Origin of the sequence: [Clostridium] polysaccharolyticum, assembly GCF_900111595.1 — a bacterium.
In the GTDB taxonomy this organism is placed as follows: Bacteria; Bacillota; Clostridia; order Lachnospirales; family Lachnospiraceae; genus Clostridium_AI; species Clostridium_AI polysaccharolyticum.
The window spans coordinates 156037-178343 of the sequence record NZ_FOHN01000003.1 but is presented as its reverse complement, the minus strand read 5'-3'; the positions used below and the strand labels follow the sequence as shown (position 1 = coordinate 178343).

The following is a 22307-nucleotide window of genomic DNA, read 5'->3' as shown; positions in this document are numbered from 1 at the left end:
TTAGGGACATCTATGGAACAGATTCTGTGCTGCTTTCTATGCACATCCTCTATAATTTATTTTTGCATAAAAAAAACGCCCCATCTCTGTAATTACAAAGGGACGAATAAATTCCGCGGTACCACCCTGATTCTTATAGCCTTTTCTATGTAACAAAAGCCTAAGCGCTCACTTTTATGCGTAACGTGCATGATACGTCATCTCCTACTCACATATGCTTCAGAAATGCAGCTCTGGTGGGAAATTAGGCTTATACTGAACTTAAGGATGCTCCCAGCCGATGACATCCTCTCTCTGGAAGAAATATAAGCTTTAAAACACCTTCATAGCTTTTGTCCTGTACAAGTTATTGTATCTAAATTTGTTTGATTCGTCAAGGTTTTCTTTTTTTCGTTATGTAAACTTAACCAATTGGGCAGGAGGAAATTTATTAATTGAATTTCCGTCCTCTCAGACCACCACGCAAACCGTTCGGCACGTGGCAGTTCAAACGGTCTTTCACCAATTAGATTATGCCCTTGCTGGGCACACCAAAAAAAGGAGCAGACTATGTATTTCTACATAATCAGCTCCTTTTGGTTGTCAGCTTAACTTATTGACATTACATCAAAAGTCCCACGCTTTTCAATTAACTATTTTACTGTAACCTTAATTTTCTTCCATACTCCATTCTGTGCAACAACGTATACATAACAGGTTCCCTTCTTCCTTCCGGTTACTTTTCCAGAACTGGTTACTGTTGCAATCGTTATATCAGATGAAATATATCGGATATCTGTTCCCAGCTTTTTCTTTTTCTTTCTCTTTGGCAGGACAACGATGGATTTTAATTTAACGGATTTGCCTTTCCTCGTTGTAATGTGGGTTTTATTGGTCTTAATATTGACTGGATTTCCATATTTGGAATTTTTATCAAGTGCAAAGGTACGTACTACATAAGAACGTGCAAGAATCTTCTGCTTTCCATTCACCATTTTGTAAGCCTTTACCAGATACTTATATCCCCTGTTTGTTTTTAATGACTTCTGGGTAAACGTTAATTTCTTATTTCCTTTCACCTTTGCCAGTCTCTTAAATGCATACGACTTATCATGGGTATTGCATTTTGCACCATATACTAAGTAACCGTCTGCCTTCTGGATCGCATTCCATGTTAATTTGCAAGTATTTGCTATTCCTTTTTTATTCACCAGCATCTTGGATTTCAAAAGAAGCACTTGATTGCCTGGTACTTCTTCTTTATCCACTACTGCTTCGTCACTATTTGCAAGAGATAATTTGGCTTTGTAAACACTCTGATTCACTACATATACCTCTTCGTAACTTACAACATCCCCGGCTGTCAAATCCAGTTCTTCACCTTGAGCATCTACAGGATTTCCATCCTGATTAAGCATATAGCGTTCTTTCACTTGTTTCGTCTGCGGTTTTCCTTTTTTGTCTGTTGTTACAACTTTACGTACAACATCCATTTGCTTAATTGGACTGCTTTCAACGGTTGCTTGCACATCGTTGCTATTATATGAAAGATTCGCATCTATAATCTGTGCTCCCGTTCCCTTGGCTATCGTAGTCCCATTTACGGTAATTCTTAATTCATCTCCAGGATTTTTAGAAACTGCAGATACAAAGGTTTTACGTTGTCTATCATTTAGTTTCTTTGCTATTTGGTAATAATTTGTATGTACTTCTACTCTTTTCTTAACCAATTCACCATCTACGTAAATCTTCTTGTCTTGATTCCATACGGATGGTTTCCTATGGTTTCCATCCACATCAAACAAACTGCATGCTACTTCCTGGCCTTTTACACCAAACTGCTCTAACTGTGCTGACTGATCGCCCAAATCAACACAACCGAAACTTGCACGGATAGAAATTGCATCTTCTAACTTATACCCATCCAGTAAATCATCTGCGGTGAACCGGATCGTAATATCTTTGCTTTCCTCTTCTTTCACACAGACAATACCCTTATCTTCTTTGGCTGGTTTATAAGTCTGTTTCTCCTTGCTGATTACTTTGCCTTTGCTATTACATAATACCGCAATCGCATTTCCATTCATTTTTCTTGCATAAGAGTTGTTTTTAATGGTTATCACTGCGTCAACGGCATTATCCTCTGTCCGTTCAACATGGGAATCAATAGAATACTCGCACTGGTATTTGTCAAGCAGGCTTTCAATAGAAACCCTTCCTTCATTATCACCAGTATACTCTTCCTCCTGCACTTCTCCTGTCTTATCTACAATCCATGCTTTTGTATAAAGTACAAGTTCCTTGTGTGGAATTTCATGTCTGCTCTTTCTTAACTCTTCTTCTGTATAATGCTTTTCAATCAATTGTCCCATTTTCTCTTTGGATAATTTGAATTGGCAATTATATACGGATGCATCTACTAAAGCTAACTCATCATTATCCTTAATGGTAATTTTATCAATTGGCTTTAACTCTTCGGAACTTGTCTCTGGATTCTTGTCATATAATCCAACCACAATTTCCTTTCCACCATTTTTAAATGGAACCTGGCTTTGGTTATTAAGCGTTACCTGAATGATACGTTCCTGTTCCTCTTCTTTTGCAATCTGTACATCACTCACGCCTACATCTGGCAAGTTTAACTTAATTACACCACTGCAGTCATCTGCTTTCGATGCAGCATTTCCACTATGGGCTGTAATTGCGTATGTTACATCCTTAACCGTATCAGCTGGAACTTTATAGTATTCCGAAATTGTCTGGCTTTCTCCCGGAAGTAATTCTGTATTGAACTCAGTAGTATTTCCGTCTAATGTCAATGTAATTTTATCAATGGTACGAATGCCTGTATTCTTTACCGTAAATCCAACTGGTGTAGAGAAGCCCATAATAACGTTGCTTCTATCTACATATACGCCTTCTGTTTCTACTGCACACTGTTTATATTTGCTTGTTACCGTGTACATATTAGTCTTTCCAACTGGTGTATAAATATTTTGGGTTTTTTCTTTTCCGTCAGTTTCGTCTAAAACTGGAATTTTTGTAACGTCATAAGTTTTTGGCTCACTAGGATCAATGTTGTAATCGGTGCTTTGTAAAACAGTCTGAATCGTATTCCGGTTTCCATAGGATGAAAATTCATCAATTGTTTCCCCAGTCTGCATTCTTGCCACTTCTACTGGTGCACTTAAAATAATCGTATTCTTGCTGGTTGCGAAATGGATTGCAGATAAGACATAGGTATTCTTAGGTGCTAATTCCGATTCTTCCTTATCTTCTGACTGTTCTTTGCACATGTTTAGCCATACAATGGATAAATCATCCAATGTGGCATCTCCTGCAGGTTTACTAAATCTAAAGTTTGCACTGTTGACTTCTGCACCTGCATAATGAATGCTTTCGATAAAGTCACTGTTTGGCATGCCACATGAATTGATCGCCAGTAATTTAATATCCCGTACGGGAACCGCATTTCCTTCTCCATCCAATTGGGTGGATGCTCTTTCATTAAACCATCCCAGAATAAAATGCTCTTCTCCATTCCAGTTTACTTTTGATAGCTGCAGATTCTGATCGATATTGTTGTCGTTTGTTACTCGAATACTTTCCCCAGCATTTCCTTTTGCATCTACTGTTGTATACATGATTTCTGTATCGGTCATCACATTAGAATCACTGCCTGTTTTAATTACATAGGCTGCCATTACGGTACCATCGGACATGACCGCAGCCTCTAAACCATGAACACTGCCAGTCTGGCCATTGTACAAAGTAATGGTTTCACCCCATGTATGATTCTGTTTATTATACACTTTGGCGTGAATTTCATCTCTGACGTTAAAGTCTGTTGGATTGCTTGCATCCGAACCGGAACAAGTTCTCCATGCTACAACTGCATAGTTTCCATTTACCGCCACTGCTGGTGATAAATCTCCAATACTGTTATCTGTAAGTTTACATGTGATCCACTTATCTCCATTCCAGATAGAAGCACAAATTTCTGACTGATTCAGCATTACCGCTAAATCTTCATAACTTGGATTTGCTTTATCTGCATCTGGAAGCGGATTTTTCTGACGTACCCAGGCTGCAGCACTAAACTCCTTAGTACCCGCTATTCGTAATGTACTGTCTCCATAGCCCGTTCTTTCTGTTGTACGGTATGGATTTAATACTTTTCCGTCTTTATCATAGATCGGATCTAATTTGCCGTCAGAACCTCTGGCTCCTGTTTCATTGTTTAAATCATCTGTTGTATAGGTAACTGGATCAATACCATGCTGGTTCACATAACTGCCATTCTTTTTGACCGCATAGCTTGCTAACGTATCTTCCACATCAGAACTATCGGAATCCGATAAGTATGCAATCATGCTTCCATCATCATTGTATATAGGCTCTGCATAGGTATAGGCATTACTCTGTAACATTGTTAAAGAATAATTTTCTCCTTCTGCTGGTTCTTCATTGCTTCCCCCAGTCCATTTACGGTCCTCGAACGCTAAGTAAGCCCTGCTCTCCTGACTCACCCCATCTATTGAGCACAATTGTGCTGGCACATCTAAACTTTCTGAATGAACTCCCTCTATGGATTCCTTCCACCAGGTACCAATATCATCGTAATCGCCTTCCGAAACATCTACAAACTTATGGGATGCCGACCATAACTTCTTGTCATAGCTAAAGAACAGAACTCTTACACTAAACTTCAAACCTAGTTCGCCTTCCACTGTCGCATTGGTTCCAAGCATATCCACCTTATTAAGCATTTTTTCTTTGTAATTTACATTCCAGGCATCCAGGTTTTTCAAAGTATACGAGCCTGTTAAACTTCCAGTTATTCCCAGCTTTAATGCAACAAATCCACAATCCCATCCAACTCCAGCAAATGCTTCACACATCATTTTTACTTGTGCTGTCGTTAAATAATTGTTCTTATTCTCAATTCCTTCAAACTCACCAGTAATCGTACAGTCAAATCCCATGGAAGCACTAATGCCCAGATTCAAACTGCAGGTTACCGGTACTGGTCCAACCATAAAGTTTTTCGTAAAACCAAAATTTACGCCAAAACCAGCATTCAGTCCTCCACCATAGAAAATAGCTTCCCATTGTCCATTGTCGCCATAGCGGAATTCATAGTATATGCTTCCACCATACGTTATATTTGCACTTCCAACCTTCTTTTCATATCGTTTCTGTGCATCTGCTACTTCTTTCTTCTTTTTATATCCAGCTACTTCCTTGGCAACTTTATCCTTGCCCTTATTCCAAAGTTTCTTAAAAATCCCTTTGGTTTCCGTATTGTCTTGATGGGCAACCTCACATTGGCCTCCCTCTACTTTCTTTCCACTATCGTCCTTTGAAAACAGAGTGGTTTTCTTTCCCTTATGTGTCTCACTAATCGTATTGCCATCTTTATCATAAGATATATCTGTCGTATCACTACTTGAAGAAAATGGAGTTTTTTCATTTACCTGGTATGTAGTACGACTGGTATTGCCATCCTTATCATAATAGGTTTCACTTGAATCCGAAGATGATGCCAGGGAACCTCCCATTGTAATCATAACATGAAAACATCTTGGATCTTTTGTTGGGGAAAGTTTTGCTTTAATCGGTAAACCTGTTAAACTAAGCAAACTGCCTAGACCATCCCCTGCATAACTAAATAATTTGTCTTTACTTATCTGATCCTTTAATGGTCCTGTCCAGTCCAATTTACTGCTGACCGAATCCAGTAATTCCTGCAAATCATCTTTTACTTCCTCATTGATTGGATCCTCATTTGTTTTGGTCGTACAGCGAAAATCATTACGAAACTCTTTTATAACGTTTTTATCTCTATAGATTTCTACAAAAAGTGGTATCACTTTATTTTGAGGAATCACTTTATTAATGGATTCTTTATTCATTGTCCACGTGGATTCCACTACTGGCATATCGGCAAATGGATAGGTAATCACTTTATTTTTCTGATTCTCAAACTCAGCACCATAGCTGTCTGCATAATTCAGTTTATATCCATTTTTATTGATTTCACTAGCAGCATCCCCATAGGAAATCTCTGTACCATCTCTATCCTTATAGATATATGGCTCTGTTTTAACCGTTTCCCCCCACATTAAGGATTCGGTCTCAACGATTGCACATGGGTATTGTTTACTTAATCCGATTGCTCCTTTATATCCATAGATATCGGTTACATCTGCAATTGCTCCTGATTCTTCGCACTGACAGAGTAACTGCCTATTGATAACTGGAGTATTCACCCCTGTTCTTACAGGACGTGCTTTTACATACGCACTGCAGTCATTTAAGACATTATATGGATTTAACTCTGAACTAACATGAACCATTTGTGGTTCATAAGCGTTCTTTACCTTATCCACCTGGTCATTGGGCTGGAACTTCACCTCAAGATTATATAAGATATAATCATCTGGCTGTAACGTACGCTCTGCTATGGTTTCTTCACTTCGGGTAAAGAACTGGGTTGCATCAAAGTAAACGGTTATTTTACCAGTTTCGTCTGTTGTAAATACCTGATCTTGTTTTCCATCTCCTAAATGGTCTTTCTTTCTCCCCAGATTAGCGGCATAACAGTATTCTTCATTTTTATAAACTCCACCACGTATCCATAGCTGCTTATTGGCATATGGAGCTCCTTTTTCATCTGTTACATAAATACTTACATTGGAAAGCGAACGAAGCATGATGTTATTTACTGGATAATACTGCAGTTTGCTAAAGTCCTGCTCTCCCGATAAAATATCCTTGCGGACGATTGTTCCAATATAGCTTTCAGATGCATTTTCGGAGAATAAATGAATGTCGCTTGCGATGCCACTTTCCTCATATAAGGCAAGTTCCCCATTTGCATCGGAATACATCACACATGCTTTTCCTTTGCCATTTATGTATTCCAGTTTTGTTTTCTGCTCTGGCAAAAATTTAAATAAATAGAACTGGTTTTTTAGTGTATTGGATGTAACGGTAATGCTGCTCTTCATGCCAGTACGTGCATGTGTGGCGGTAATTACTGTTTTTCCATCTTGTAAACCAACTGCCATAAAGCTTTCACTCGGAGAATAGCTTACATAGTTATAGGAATGAATATCGGAATATGCTCCACCCTGCTCATAATTAAGTGTTGTAGCTGTACTTTGTTTATCCTTTGTATTCTTAGCAGCTGTCACAGCATCCCATTTAATCTGATCAGAGATCTGTCCCCATACATAATCTCCATAGTTAATGCTAATCATAGATGCAAGATTAATATCTTTGGATAATTCTTTCAGAGAAATTTTATTTCCATTCAGTTTAATCGTCTTGCCATCTGCACTGATTAAGGACTTTACTTTATCATGATTATCAAAAATAACCTGATCGGCATCTGTTTTTCCTGCTGTCCTTTTTCCATCTGCTGCCTGGATCAGAATATCTAATGCCTCATGATTGTACACATACACGATATAACTGTCGATGGTTGGTGTATCACCTTTCCTAGGCTGAATGCTGGCTTTTACAATGTATGTTTTCTTTAACTGTCCTTCTACTTTCCCTGGTGTCCATGTAACCGTATTAGAACCTGGTTTTAACACTTCAGAAAGCACGGTATTCCCATCTGAATCCGTTATGGTAAGGCTTGTTGCTGTTAAAGCTGCACCATTGGATTCTAACTGATACGTAATTGGCAATTCTTCATTGTCCAGAATACTATAGCTGTCTAATTTACCAAGATGTAAACTTGGTGGATTGGGATATACGGTAATATTGGCTTGTGCTGTCATAAGTTCTTTTTTGGTCACTGCACCATTATCCGTTCCGTAGGCTCTTAAGCTTTCTGCTGAGATTTTTACAGTATATACAGCTTCAGTATTGCTAGATACTCTTGTCAGAATTCCTTCTGGAATCGTCATCTTACCAATCGTTCTGCTATTTGTCGATATCTGGGTGTCCTTATAGACAGGTTCCCCCACTGGCTGGCCAGCAAAATCTGTTTCATACACTTCCATCGTGAATTCTGTTGGATAGTCGGTAAGCTGGTATGTACCTAAACTGGATAACTTTTCTGCTTCTTCTGCATTTTGTGCTGTTAAGTTACTGATGAAGCATACATCAAGACTTTCCTTCTGATTACAGCTTAATGAAGCCGTTTTTCCATTGGAAGAAGGAATTCTTAAATACGGTTCTTTCCCTGGTTCACAGAAAAGTGTCACACTACGGCAGACTTCTACTGGCGTATAGCCTTCAAATCCATCATTCAGGGCATATAATGTAAAATATACATTACCAACTTTTCCGGTTGGAATAATCTCTACTGGTGCGGTATGGTCTGCACCATAAGTTGCCGCTTTTTCTCCTCGAAACTGTTCCGGGTATCTTACATTTGCAACACTTTCATCGGAACTTACCCAGATTAAGTTCTTCGTTCCATAAAAAGAAAAGTCTTTATCACTTTGGAATCTTGCCACAAATCCTAATTCATCTGTCTGCATGCGGAACGGCTTTGTAATGAAGGAATTTTTCATGTCATACTGTTTTGTTGTTATGGCAGCATTTTCTGCCGATTCCTTCTTTAAAGTAAGGAGGCTGTCCTTACCTTCTTTATCTTTTCTATCTATGGAGTCGTAAACAGAAACTTGCTCTGCACTGTTTACATACGCTGGATTTTCTCTTCCACTTGTTTCCATATGTTCTAAGTTTCCATCATAATCAATATGATAGCTTACTAATTGATCTGGATCGTCCACAAGACTCTCCCAGCTAGAGAAGAATGGATTTTCATTATGATAATCAATGGCTGCTGCCCCTGGATAGGCAAATACCGCATTCTTTACATCATAGAATTGTGGTACAACTACTCCTCTGCTAGTCTGGCTAAACATTAGCTCTGCTTCTTTTTCCTGCTTTATATAATCATATGTACTTCCAATATCAGAATCCATAAATAGCTCTGCTGCATCTTTACGTGGTTCTGTACCAGCATTTAACACTGGTTTATAATGGGCAATAAGAGCAACTGGAATTTCATTGGTTTCTGTTGTAGAACCATACTGTGCAACCACATAAAGAGGTATACGTGTAATGCCTCCATCTACTGATAAGTACATGGATTTTACATATTCAGAAATGGAATATTTTGTCTCATCTGCATATACAGCGTAAGGGGTTCCTTTTAATGCCTCTTGCACTTTTCTTCCATTTTTCAAATCTTTTCTTGTGGATAAATCTAATTTGTCAATTGGTTCGCAATTGCTTTGTATCCACTTACGATATGTACCATTTCCTCCCTGATTCACACTAACTGCTTCTGTAACCCACTGGCTTCCTGGAATGGCATCATCAATGCTGCACTGGAAATTAGAAAAACTGGCATCCTTATAATAACGCAAATAGCATTTCTTATTGGAAATCATAATGGTTTCTGGTGCATTACTTGATAATAATTCCAGATTAAATGCCGTATTGCTTCGAGCCTGTCCTGGGATTACTAATGTATCGCCACAAAACGATTTTGTTCCATGAAATGACAGTTCTACAATATTAGGGATATTGCCGCTTGGAATCTCCGGAACCTGATATAGGAACGTACAGCTGTTTCCTTTTGTACCAGTTTCTACTGGTGTTAATACCGTACCATCTGTCATTTTTAACTTAATAGAATTGTCTATCTGCATACATTCATCAAATGTAGCTGTAATTGGTACGGACTGTCCAGCGTAGAATGTACCACTTGGAATCATCAGCTTCGTCAAATTAATTCTTTCATGGATTTCTTTAATATACATATTAGAAGAAATTCCACCTGTGTAATTAAAGTCGTGATCTTTTCTTACGGCATATGTTTTATACTGCCAGACGGAATCTGTTGGAAGGACTACTCTTCCAAGCTCATCTGTCCTTGAACCTGGACCTGAAGATGATACCCCTGCATCATAAGAAGGATTTTCCTGATACGTAAACCGGTAATAATTATCTGGCCAGGCATCAATATAATGTTTTATATCTTGATACGTTAATGTACATATCATGTTTTTATGATATGTATACTCTGTTATTTCTTCTTCAAACCAGCTAAATATATCATACCATTTTTTCTCAGTATGTGTCTTTTCGGTTCTCCAAGGAGAAACTTCTACTTTTCCTGCTACATTATGTTCATATACGAATTCATCGTTCTTCTGAACCGTAACAGGAATGGTAATATTTTTTCCATATGAAGCTCCAGTATCAATAAGGGCATTGGTGACCTCATTGCATTCAATATAGAATACACGGTCTCCCTTTCGTTTTGCATTAGAACCACAGTACGTAACGTGAAAAACTGCTGCTGTTTCTCCCGCTGGAATAGTCACGGTACCGCTTCCTTCTGCCAAAGCAGAACCTGATACCGTCTGGTAATGCAAGCTCACAGGTACGCTTTGCTTTGTCATCAGAGAAACCGTAACGTCAATAGTCTGAGCATTTCCCGTTTCAGAAAGCGTTGTTTTATCTGGTTTTATCCTGACTCTTGCCTGATGGCTAATTCCGGCTCCATATGTACTGCCTGTCGGGTCGTCGTAAACCAGTACATTTCCTTCTGCAAGCTGTTTCCTTAATGACATTGCACTTGCCAAATACGCATCACGGTTGCTTTCATCTATCTCGACATCTTCTCCCATAAAATCCTGCAATTGCTTTAAAGATTCCTTCAATGTCAAAAGACGATTAATCTCTTCCCACGTTACCTCATTGCCATCAATGCAGACTTTTCCTGTTTTCTGCTTTCTGGCTTCTTTCGCAAGCTCTTCTGCTGTCATTTTTCTGCCGTCAACCTGAAATGTGCCATTTTCAATTGGGGCACCTGTTTCATCTACAATTCCCTGCCTGCGAAGTTCGTCTAAAATGTCTGTCGCATTTTCTCCATTGGTGCATAATTTCTGCAGTTCCTTTACAATTGCCGGGTTGTAATGGGCTTGCTTACTATCCGCCACATGAATACCAGCTGCAAACAACGACGCACTATGAGCTGGTACTGACAACGTGATTGTCAACAGACCTGCAAGTAATCGTTTCCGAACAGTTTTCCAAAACAATTTTTGCTTTAACATGATAACCTCCTGTTTTTTTAATGTTCTAGCTTTCAATATCCTCTTACTGATACCTTAACATAATCTGGTGAAAAAATCTATTCATAGTATATGATTATTTACATGTTTCTTTGTTACTTAATAGGGTGGATTCTGAATATATCACATGGCTAACGGTTGGACCCCAGCCAACAGATTTAGAAGCATAAGAATATCTGCTCAGATATCTCGTCAAATTTATTAAAAAAAGAAGCGTCGTTTAGCGATTTTTCAAACCGCTAAAGCGACACTTCCATGTTTTTATTTGAAAACTCTGGACAGACCATCTATCGGCATCCCTTTTTCCATTTTAGCAACTCTTTCCTAACAATACGCCAAACAGACATATCATTTCTAGAATTTCGCACCCATACCATAGAAAGCTGATGAACTCTTCACTTTTAAGAAAGAACCAAGCTTAATAGAACCATCAGAATTTCTCCATGTCTTATGTACATCTGTACCTAATACTGGAGTATTAACGGATTCAAAATCAGAAGCACTTGGTGCGTTCACTATTGTACCTACCTTATTATTACTAATAGCAGCAGCTCCTGTTACTTTATAATACTTAGAAGAATTATAGTAAACAGAATTGGAAATGGTGCCTTTAAATTTATCACTTCCTATTGTATTTGTAGAACAGGATAATAAGTTTGCATATGTTGCACCGCTTCCTGCACGATCCATCTGGAAGTTTGCTTTCTTTCCATCTGCACGGCTGTTGTTGAATGAAGTACAGTTCTTAATGGATAAAGAAGTTGGATTGTTATTATCGGTAAAACCGTGGTTTTTATTTTCAAAGGAAATACAGTTTGTCACGATATGAGGGGTACCAACACCTGAACCACCTAATTTAAATCCATTGCCATCACTATTTGGTGTCATAACGCCTCTTGCTGTTTCTCCATTACGGAATGCAATACAGTTCTTAATTGTAAGAACGCCAATTGGTCCTGTTGCAGATTTTGCATAGCAGTCCCATCCATCATCTACGTTATTATAAGCAATACATCCATCAAACACATTTCCTGGTCCACAAGTAAGTTTTGCTGCAAATCCATCCGCATTTTCACCTGTTGCTGGATCCATGTTGTTACAGGATGTACAGTTTTTAATTGTATTATAGGATGGCCAGTCTGACATACTTGACAAACTTGAGTTTCTACGGCTTACTTGCAATCCAGTATCACGGTTTCCATCGAACTGGCAGTTTTCGATTAAGTTATAGTTACCAGAAAGCATCATTCCATTATCTGCGGCTCCTATAATTTTAAGACCATATAGTCTCCAGTAGTTTCCTTCTAGCTGAATACCTCTGGCATTAGATGCAGTATCACCGTATGCCTCCTTAGAAAAGTCAAATACAACATTTGCACCATTATAAGCAACGATGGATTTGTACTTTCCTTGCAATCCATTGTTGCCATATAAAATAGTAATCTGCTGACTGTAAGAGTAAGTACCAGCTAAACAATAAATTGTTTTTCCTGGCTGAATAGAAGTTAAGGCTTTTGTAAAGCTCATTGGACTGCTTTGTGTACCAGAACCATTGGCATTTGGTGCTACAAAAATGTCTCCTGATACAGGATTTGCATTCTGTGAAGGTGCTGGAGCTGGTGTCTTAGATGGTGCTTGGGTAGCTGCCTGTGAAGGTACAGCATAAGAACCGCCCGTTACCTTTAAGTAATAAATTCCTACGTTATCATCAGATGGATATAATACGTAATGTCCTGCACCAGGTAAAGCAAATACAGATTCTGTTACGGTACTTGGCACAGTTACATTACTTTGAATGTCATTGCCATTGTAGTTTAAAGTTAAGTTTCGGTTTGTTGAACCACCACTCATAGCATGTACTACTAATGTTCCTGCGTCCTTTGCATCAAATGCAACAGCACGTTTTGTTGTAGTACCTTTTCCACCTGATTTTGCACGGCGTGTATAAGATACTCCATTGCATGTTTTATTGGAACTGTCTACAACCCAGCTTGAACCGCCAGCAATAAATGTAAATCCGTTTACTGTAAAGTCAGAAGAATAGGTTCCTTCTGCAATACTATTGGACACATTTAATTCAAAGGATGAATTTCCTGAAGGATTGCTTGTCACTTGAGGAATGTCTGTTTTTACTGGTTCCTGTGATGGTTTGATTGATGCAGGTGCTGCAGATGTTACTACTGGAGCACTTGATGCCACAGTGCCACTTATATAAGTGTATTCTGTACCATTTTTTCTGTATACCACTTTATAGCTTGCCATACTTGGCATTGTACCGTTTGCACTAAATCCAAAAGATACAGATGCGTCTGCTGCTATTGCCTGGTTCCAGTCTTCTGGTGTAAAAGTAACCTGACTGCCTGAAACAGAGGCTTTGGCACACCAGATGCTCGTAATCTCCATATCAGGAGCATCTACAATTAGTTTCCAGCTGTCTGCCGCCTGTCCCATCTGATTGGTAATCGTTACACTGTAGCCAAAAGATGCTCCCCATGAAGAGCCACTTCCTTCTACTGCAAAATCACCATTCTGTGATGCCGCTTTGACTGTACTTGTTTTGGCACTTGGTATGTACATAGTTATTACTAATACAAATGCTAAAAGAAGCGCAAGTCTTCGTTTTACTAGTTTTGCACACATAAAAATACCTCCTAAAATTTTTCTATAATGACATAGTCATTATACTTTTATAATACTGTAAAAATTGCGTTTTTACAACTTGCATTTTTACCATATCCTATTCCTTTTATGTACATTTCATAGAAGGTAAAATCCTAGACTATTGCATTTTCTTTTGACATATACTAAGATATACAATTATGTAGAAAACCATTTTTTAAGGAGTTTTTAATGTTTGATAAAATGAAATCATTAATAGAATCCATACTAGATTTTACGAGAAAAATGAGAGATGATTTTGTTACAAGCTTTGCAGCCCAAGGTGCGTTCTTCATTATCATTTCGGCTTTTCCATTTACCATGTTTCTTCTGACTTTGATTCAGTACTTGCCAATTACAGAAAGCAATCTTCTGGATATCGTAAATACCTATATCCCAGATACTTTCAGTCCATATATTATTACAATCATTACTGAGATATACAAACATGGTTCCAGTACCGTTATTTCTGTTACTGCTATAACTGCCTTATGGTCTGCTTCCAGAGGTTTTTTCGCAATTATGAAAGGCCTCAATACTATTTATGGCATTCAGGAAACCCGCAATTACTTTAAAATACGCTTTCTTGCCTTTTTTTATACCTTTGTTTTCGCTCTGATGCTCATCGGTACTTTGCTGTTACTGGTTTTTGGCAATTCTCTTTTGATTTGGATTGAAAGCAGGCTTCCTGCCTTGACAGATGTTGCATTGCTGCTGATTAGCATTCGGACCTTTGTAGTACTGCTGGTTTTACTATTGCTTTTCTCCACTATGTATCTTTTCATACCAAACAGGAAATCCAGATTTATGAAAGAACTGCCAGGCGCTTTTATTAGTGCTGCTGGATGGATGATTTTTTCCTATGGTTTTTCTTATTATATTGACCATATGAAAAACTTCACCAACACTTACGGAAGCCTGACAGCTGCTGTCTTGCTTATGTTATGGCTTTACTTCTGCATGTATATTTTATTCTTTGGCGGAGAAATCAACTATGTCCTAGACAAGTTTACAAATAAAGATTCCCTAACGTAGTATCACTATAATAATGCTGTAAAATGGTGCTATAATTAAATCCCTGATGAGCCATTTCTTTAGCACCATTTTGGCTCATGCCAACACCATGGCCATATCCTCCCCCCTTAAAATAATACTCATCCGCTTTTTCTTTTTTTGTAACCGTAAAAAATGCACTTGGAAGCATGTTAAGTCCTTTAATTTTACTATTGTCATTTCTCTTAATAGTATCTTTTAAAGGTGCTAATAATAGCCTGATATTATATTCTGAACACACCTTAATAGTTTTTTCTGAACCCACAATAAGAATCTCATTTACCAGGCCGCTCTTTGTTCTGTTCACAATCTCAATCTTTTTCACTTCTCCCACTGAGTCAGCTGGAAGACTTTCATATTTACTTCCTGATAAGGTTAAAATCAGATTCGGACTTACTTCGTAGCGGGCTTTTAAACTCTTCTCAATAGATTTTTTAAGATCTTTTCCAGAAATAGTAACATTCCAGCGATACCACGGAAATGAACTGTCGTATGTCTTAGTCTTTTTATCCATTAAAAATGCTTTGAATGCCTTTTCTTGGGCATAATCAAAATTATTTTCTTCCTCAGGTGTTGCTTTACATATCTGGTTTTTCCCTTCTAAGCAATTGTCTTTTGCATTTAGCCAGACATCTTTTGCATCTGCTGTACATCCCCACGAAGTTGAATAATAATAAGCTTCCGCAACGTCCTTATCTCTTAATATTACCTCTCCGTAGGTATCTTTGACTGCCTTAATGCTGTTTTTATCTTCTTTTATATTGTTATAAACCTGAGAAGCAACGCTGTCATCAATATGCGCACCATACTCACTGAATCCATTTTGCAGCAGCTGTTTATAGGCGTATGTTCTGGCACAGACTGCCTGGGCTTTTAATGCTTCATTGCCATAATCCGTTGGCATTTCACTAGGGATGACTGCATATAAATATTCTTCCATAGGCAATTCATTCACCACTGTTAGTTTGTCTTCATATCTGGCAATTTCTATGGTTCCACGATATCCAGGTGTTCCACAAGTCCTGTCTACATTAAGCAGTTTCACTTTGCCCCCTGGTTTTTTGGGTTTAATGATAATACGTCCTGAAGCTAACAGCTTGCTAGAAGGCTTAACGCTGATTCGCTTGTTTGCTTTATAGGAAGTACTTGTTTTCCCTTTTTTAACGGTGTAATCGCTTGTACAAGTAAATGTCACCTTTTCATGAAGGTTCTTTTCATATTTGCCAGTATTGATTAAAACTCTGATATTATGGATTTCCAGCTCTTTTTCCACAATACCAGCACATATTTCCCCATCTCCAAGTGCAAACTCCACATTATCATAACCAACTAAAATGCTCTGGACTGTTGATGACTTTAACCCATCTTTATCCCGATACACTTTAAACTCATCTGAAATGGGATAGTTTTGAATAGTACCTTCCGTCTCCAGCTGGATAGTATCTTTTCCTACTGTCATTACTTTTCCAGTTATCCTTTCAGGTTTTAACTTTACCTTCTGAACCTTTCCATCTTTCATTGTCAGGTCTCCAATTACATGTTCAATAGTTTGAGAAAGTTTCATAGCAGTCTCTGCTTTTACAGTTTCATCTCCATTAAAATATGTAATTTCTGAATCCTTGCCTGAAACAATCCAGACATTTTTAAGAACCGTTTCTACCGATTCTTCTTTGTGGAGCTGCCCCATTTCCTTTTTAGGTTTGTCTATGTTTTGAAATGCACCATATAGAAATACTCCTATAAACAGCATCATACTGACTAGCAAAATGCCAACTTTCGTCTTCACGTTTTTCCTCCTTTATTTTCCATTTTAACTATAACTAATATATTATACCTTTATATAGAATATGTTGTCCACTTCAAATTTTGTATTGAAATTGGTACAAACATATGATTGACGAATAATTAACCTTTTGATACACTCTAAAAGTACTTATTAATTTTACATTAAAAATTTCTTAAATTATTTAATGTTACTTATCACTATGGAGGTACTTATGTTAGAAAAAATCTTCAAGTTAAAAGAGAACCATACTAATGTAAAAAAAGAAGTTCTCGCAGGTTTTACCACCTTTATGACAATGGCATATATACTTGCCGTTAATCCAACTACAATGACTGCATTTAATGAAAAAGGTTATGCTGGGACACTTATGAATCCGAATGGTGTATTCTTTGGTACTGCCATCGCTGCCGCTATTGGATGTTTCCTTATGGCGTTCCTTGCCAATTATCCTTTTGGCCTTGCTCCTGGGATGGGACTTAATGCATATTTCTGCTACACAGTTGTTTTATCTCTTGGATACACATGGGAAGAAGCACTTGCTGCTGTATTTGTAGAAGGTATCATCTTCGTATTGCTTTCTTTAACAAATATTAGAGAAGCGATTTTCAATGCGATTCCTAAAACACTAAAACATGCCGTAAGCTGTGGTATTGGTTTATTTATTGCTTTTATCGGTCTCCAGAATGCCGGAATCGTTCAAGATAATCCTAATACATTGTTACAATTCCATAAATTCAGTGGAAAAGCTTTTGATTCTTCTGATTTCTGTGCCCTGTTAGCACTTATCGGCATTCTCATTATGGCAATCCTTTTAATAAAAAAAGTAAAGGGTGGTATTTTACTTGGCATTTTAATTACCTGGGTTCTTGGATGCCTCGGACAGGCTGCTGGATTGTACAAAGTAAATGTTGAGCAGCATTTTTACAGCATGCTTCCTAACTTCTCCAATCCTGCTAAAATCAGCAGTTTAGGTGATGTTGCTTTTAAGCTTGATTTCTCCAGACTTCTTTCTGGCGGATTTATTATGGCTGTATTTGCATTTTTATTCGTTGATATGTTTGACACACTTGGAACTTTAATTGGTGTTTCTTCTAAGGCAGATATGCTTGATAAAGATGGAAAGCTTCCTAGAATTAAAGGTGCTTTACTTGCTGACTCTATTGCAACCATTATTGGTTCTGTATTCGGTGTTTCTACAACAACTACTTACGTTGAAAGTGCAACTGGTGTTTCAGAAGGCGGGCGTACAGGTTTAACTGCTGTTACAACTGGTATTTTATTCGCATTATCTATGTTATTAGCACCTATTTTCACAGCCATTCCTTCCTGTGCAACAGCACCTGCTTTAATTATCGTTGGTTTCTATATGATGGCTTCTGTCCTGTCTATTGATCTTAACGATATGCTAGAAGGTATTCCTGCCTTTATTTGTATTCTTGCAATGACTTTCTTTTATAGCATTGCAGAAGGTATTTCCCTTGGAGTTATTTCTTATGTATTGCTTAACTTATTTACCAGAAATGCTAAGAAGAAAAATATTAGCTGGCTAATGTATGTATTGGCGGTATTGTTTGTATGTAAGTATATTTTTATTAAATAATGGTATTTAATAATAAGGGAATGTCTCATAGCGATTCATGTAGCATTCCCTTTTTCTATTATAAATCTTTTATAGAAATGTTTCTTACAGAAAGTTCCATAGTTTTATCCGTTTCATCAAAATCTGCCTGTACAAAAAACCCCCTTACATTCCTAGAATGCAAGAGAGTTTTTATTCTCCTACTCTGCCTGAGCTTCATTTTCAGACTCTGCAGCTGTATCTTCAAATTGTTCCTGAGTAGCGAATGCATAAGAAATATTCTCCTGGTCAAAGGTATATACCCCATCTGAGTTACTTAGCATTCCATAAAAACCTGTACTAAGAGGCACATTGTCTCCAACGCTTAGTGTAATACTGGTTCCATCACTTAACGTAATCGTAAGTGCTGCTACTGGTTTCTCTAAACCATACTCCGCAAGGTTATCTTTATGATTAACGACACTGCCTGATGCAGTCAGATCGGAATACTGTTCAAGTAATTTCTCAATCTCACCTTTTTTGAAAGCAAACTTTTCATTTGATGGATTTGACCATTCACTGTCTTTCTTTTCAAACACAGCAGTTCCATCTTCATTATGAATCTCAATCTTATTCACTAAGGAACTATCGATCTGAAGCAGGTGTACAGAAGTATCTGCCGCTTTTTCCTTTTTCTTATTATGTGAAGAAACAGCAAAGTATGCGATACAGACAGCAATCAGCAATACAGCCAACGCCAGGATTGTTGTCATCTCCTTCTTCTTTTTCTTTGACATTAAGCCTTCCTCCTTCTCAGCCAGATAACTAAACCAGTTAACAAGATAACCAGTGGCAAGACAATGACAAATACAACACCTAATACAAGCTGTGTAGTTCCAGACATTGTTAAGTAACTTGTAGTAAGGCTGATGGAACTGATATCAATATTTTTATTCGTTGGCACCATATAGCCTAATGTATCTCTTAAAACATCAGCATTAGCAAATTGTCCAGTTGAACAGATTTCTTCATTAAACAAGTAAACTGAGCTAAATACAACTAACTTAGTAGTATCTTCCGTTTTTTCTGCTTTTTCTTCTGCTAAAATTCCCAAATCAAATGGTCCAATGATGTCTTCCTCTTCTTTTTCATAGGTCTTAGAATCCATATTCACCTTAGAATATGCCTCATCAGATGTCTTCATAAGTTCTGTTGCCGTTACGCTTTCACGTATGGTATCAGATGCTGCTAAGCCAATACAGTTTGGCATAACTACATAACGTCCTGATGCATTTACGGAACTTACAATTTCATGAGTTCCCAAGGCAGGAATAATATTGGTTGGATAACCACTCATATAATTCCCATACTGTTCTAATACCATTCCTTCTTTCTGACGTATTCCATAGTACTCTAAAAGTCCTTTTAAGTTAGACATTTCATTATTGGTAGACTGTAAAGTAACGATTGCATCTCCACCATTTGCAAGATAGAGACGGACCATTGCAGTTTCTTTTTCTGAGAAATCAGATGTCGCACCATTAATTACAAGAATGTCGCAATCTTCAGGAATTTTATCAACTGTCAACGTAGCTAAACTATTATAGCTCACGTTCTTCTTTTTGATAACCGTTGTTAAAGTATCTCCAAATTCCACTTCGCCATGACCTGTTGTATAATACAATTTTGGCAAATTCTCATTGGTAACAAAATCAATCGCTGCTGTAAGCTGTCCTTCCACATCTATCGCATATACCGTATTCTGGTCATACTCAAACATATCTGTATAGCTTACCACCTTGAACTTTTCATTGTCCTCATTTACAACAATGACACTGTTAGGGATAACCTCATCATTGGTATATTTCTTCGTAAAATTAGGATATAAGACAGGATCTTTCTTTTCCACTTTTACTTTACTGCTTAAGTTATCATATTTATTTACGATCTTCTCAACGGTAGGATCTTCTGAACCCTCTCTTACCACGTAATACATTTTAATTGTGCTGTCAACGCCTTTTACATAATCAATGGTTTCCTGAGTAATTGAATACATCTTCTGTGAACTTACATCTGCATAAACATCTAACTGGCCGGCAAATAAATTTACAGCCACACAGATAACAGAAACAATAACCATCAAAGTGGTACGGTAAGTACCTCCTTTTCTTACCTTATCCGCTAAACTGTCTTTAATGAAAAGAGTTGTTAAAATAATAAATAACGCAATAATACTTAAATAATAAATAATGTCTGATAAATAAATAGTTCCATAAGCGAAATCATCGAACGGTTTCATAATAGCGATTGCATTTACCATTTTTGCAAGTAAGTTATCATAAAAGCTTGCATGGAAGAAATACAGAAGCACAAGTCCTGCTGTTCCTGCTGCCCATATGCCAAGTGCTGCAATCAGATTGCGCATGGATAAGTAAATAATAAAACTGAATGCTGCAAACACTAGCAATGTAATTAACATTGTTGGACGTTTCTCAGTTGGCAGCACACTAGCAAGCTGTTCTGCCAGATAGCTTACTAATAATACAATAAAACTGATTACCGCTGCAATAATCTGTGATTCCGTTAAGGAAGAGATAAATAATCCAACTGCAATTAAAGCATATCCAATTAAAGTAAATCCCAAAATGGAAGAATAACTTGTGCTAAATGGCACATCTCCATAGAAATTTAAGACAATTGGATAAACACAAACAATAAGCATTGTAATTATAAATAAAGAAATCACCGCTAAAAATTTAGCAATTACGATTTTTGCCATAGAGACAGAAGACGTAAATAAAAGCTGATCTGTCTTTTGCTTTTTTTCTTCCGAAATAACTCTCATGGTTAAAATTGGTACCAAAATAATAAAAATAAATTGTACATAATTTAATGCATATTCAAAATTGGCTACTTGCTGTACTAAATTGACAACATACATGTAAATGCCGATAACTACTAAGAAAAACGCCATGAACACGTAACCTATCATAGAATGAAAGTAGGATTTTAACTCTTTCTTATAAATCGCTAACATTATTCTCCCTCCTTGTCGTTTCTGGCATCTTCATTTAGCAGAGTTTCCGTAGAATGGCCCGTTGCTTCTTCTACACTTTCGTATATCTTCTCAGGCTTTTCCACTTCCTGCACAGGTTCTGGCTCTACATCTGTTACTGGCGTACTTCCTGTTACTTGTAAGAAAATATCTTCCAGGCTCATTGTAGAAGATTTCATCTCATAGATAGGACATCTTGCACCTGCAAACGCAAAGGAAATCTCATCACGAATTTCTTCATTTTCCTTATATGTTACCGTAACCTGTTTTACTCCTTCTTCTGTGGATGCCTCTTTATTAATTGTAATGTCTTCTATGCCTTTCACTCCCTTTAGGATAGATGTAATCTGTTCTTCTGAACCTTTTGCCTTAATAACAAGAGACATCTTGCCAGCCTGCTGAGACAGGTTTTCTGTATTATCACATACAACCAGTTTCCCTTTGTTAATAATCATGACCTCATCGCATACAGCGCTGACTTCAGAAAGAATATGAGAACTTAAAATAATTGTATGCTTTTCACTTAATTTACGAATTAATTCTCGGATTTCGATTACCTGTTTTGGATCTAAACCTACTGTTGGCTCGTCTAGTATAATCAGCTCAGGATACCCCATAATCGCTCCTGCTAAGCCAACTCTCTGCTTATATCCCTTGGATAGATGCTGTATTAAACGATTCTCAACATCTTGTAAACCAATCATCTGAATAATTTCCTGAATCATTTGTTTTCGTTCAGATTTTTTTACTTTTTTTAATTCTGCAACAAATGTCAAATACTCTTTTACTTTCATATCAGGATATAGTGGCGGGATTTCCGGCAAATAACCGATGGATTCCTTCGCTAAATCCGGTTCTTCTTCCATATCATGTCCATTTACTTTTACACTACCTGATGTAGCCTGTAAATACCCCGTAATTATGTTCATTGTTGTTGATTTTCCAGCACCATTTGGCCCAAGAAACCCTAGTACATGACCTTTTTCCAAAGTAAAACTTAAGTTGTCTACTGCTACGTGGTCATTGTACTTTTTTACTAAATTCTTTACTTCAATCAAAACGACTCCTCCTATCTACTTGGTCAAATAACTAGCCAGTTAATCC

Annotated in this window: 8 protein-coding genes and 1 other annotated feature; of the genes, 2 read left to right on the top strand and 6 right to left on the bottom strand. The window is 37.4% G+C overall.

What is annotated here, in order from left to right:
* Positions 1–95: 95 nt before the first annotated feature.
* Positions 96–336, bottom strand: a binding site (T-box leader).
* A gap of 296 nt (positions 337–632) precedes the next feature.
* Together BMY85_RS03120 and BMY85_RS03115 are read right to left on the bottom strand one after the other, a co-directional pair.
* Complete coding sequence (locus BMY85_RS03120; protein WP_092476365.1) at positions 633–11075, bottom strand: Ig-like domain-containing protein; 10443 nt, start codon at positions 11073–11075, stop codon at positions 633–635.
* A 372-nt stretch (positions 11076–11447) separates the two neighbouring features.
* Positions 11448–13733: a right-handed parallel beta-helix repeat-containing protein gene (locus BMY85_RS03115; RefSeq protein ID WP_092476364.1), complete on the bottom strand. Its 2286-nt coding sequence runs from the start codon at positions 13731–13733 to the stop codon at positions 11448–11450.
* A 210-nt stretch (positions 13734–13943) separates the two neighbouring features.
* On the opposite strand from BMY85_RS03115, the gene BMY85_RS03110 reads away from it, so the two are divergent.
* Complete coding sequence (locus BMY85_RS03110; RefSeq protein WP_092476362.1) at positions 13944–14786, top strand: YihY/virulence factor BrkB family protein; 843 nt, start codon at positions 13944–13946, stop codon at positions 14784–14786.
* Here the strand turns inward: BMY85_RS03110 and BMY85_RS03105 are convergent.
* The gene (locus BMY85_RS03105) at positions 14761–16590 is read right to left on the bottom strand and encodes a SpoIID/LytB domain-containing protein (RefSeq protein ID WP_092476360.1); all 1830 of its coding nucleotides are present in this window, start codon (positions 16588–16590) and stop codon (positions 14761–14763) included. The two genes, BMY85_RS03110 and BMY85_RS03105, sit on opposite strands and share 26 nt — an antisense overlap.
* 211 nt (positions 16591–16801) lie before the next feature.
* Between BMY85_RS03105 and BMY85_RS03100 the strand changes: the two genes are divergently transcribed.
* On the top strand, positions 16802–18190 hold the full coding sequence (locus tag BMY85_RS03100) for an NCS2 family permease (RefSeq protein ID WP_092476357.1): 1389 nt from the start codon (positions 16802–16804) through the stop codon (positions 18188–18190).
* Positions 18191–18369: 179 nt separating this feature from the next.
* On the opposite strand, the gene BMY85_RS03095 is transcribed toward BMY85_RS03100, so the two are convergent.
* Genes BMY85_RS03095 through BMY85_RS03085 form a run of 3 tightly spaced genes read right to left on the bottom strand, consistent with a single transcriptional unit; the run spans position 18370 to position 22261 of the window.
* Positions 18370–18945 (bottom strand): DUF4340 domain-containing protein, encoded by a 576-nt coding sequence (locus BMY85_RS03095; RefSeq protein WP_092476354.1) that lies wholly within the window; start codon positions 18943–18945, stop codon positions 18370–18372.
* Complete coding sequence (locus BMY85_RS03090; RefSeq protein ID WP_092476350.1) at positions 18945–21185, bottom strand: Gldg family protein; 2241 nt, start codon at positions 21183–21185, stop codon at positions 18945–18947. Before BMY85_RS03090 ends, BMY85_RS03095 begins: the two co-directional genes overlap by 1 nt.
* Positions 21185–22261: an ABC transporter ATP-binding protein gene (locus BMY85_RS03085; protein ID WP_092476346.1), complete on the bottom strand. Its 1077-nt coding sequence runs from the start codon at positions 22259–22261 to the stop codon at positions 21185–21187. Before BMY85_RS03085 ends, BMY85_RS03090 begins: the two co-directional genes overlap by 1 nt.
* Positions 22262–22307 lie beyond the last annotated feature (46 nt).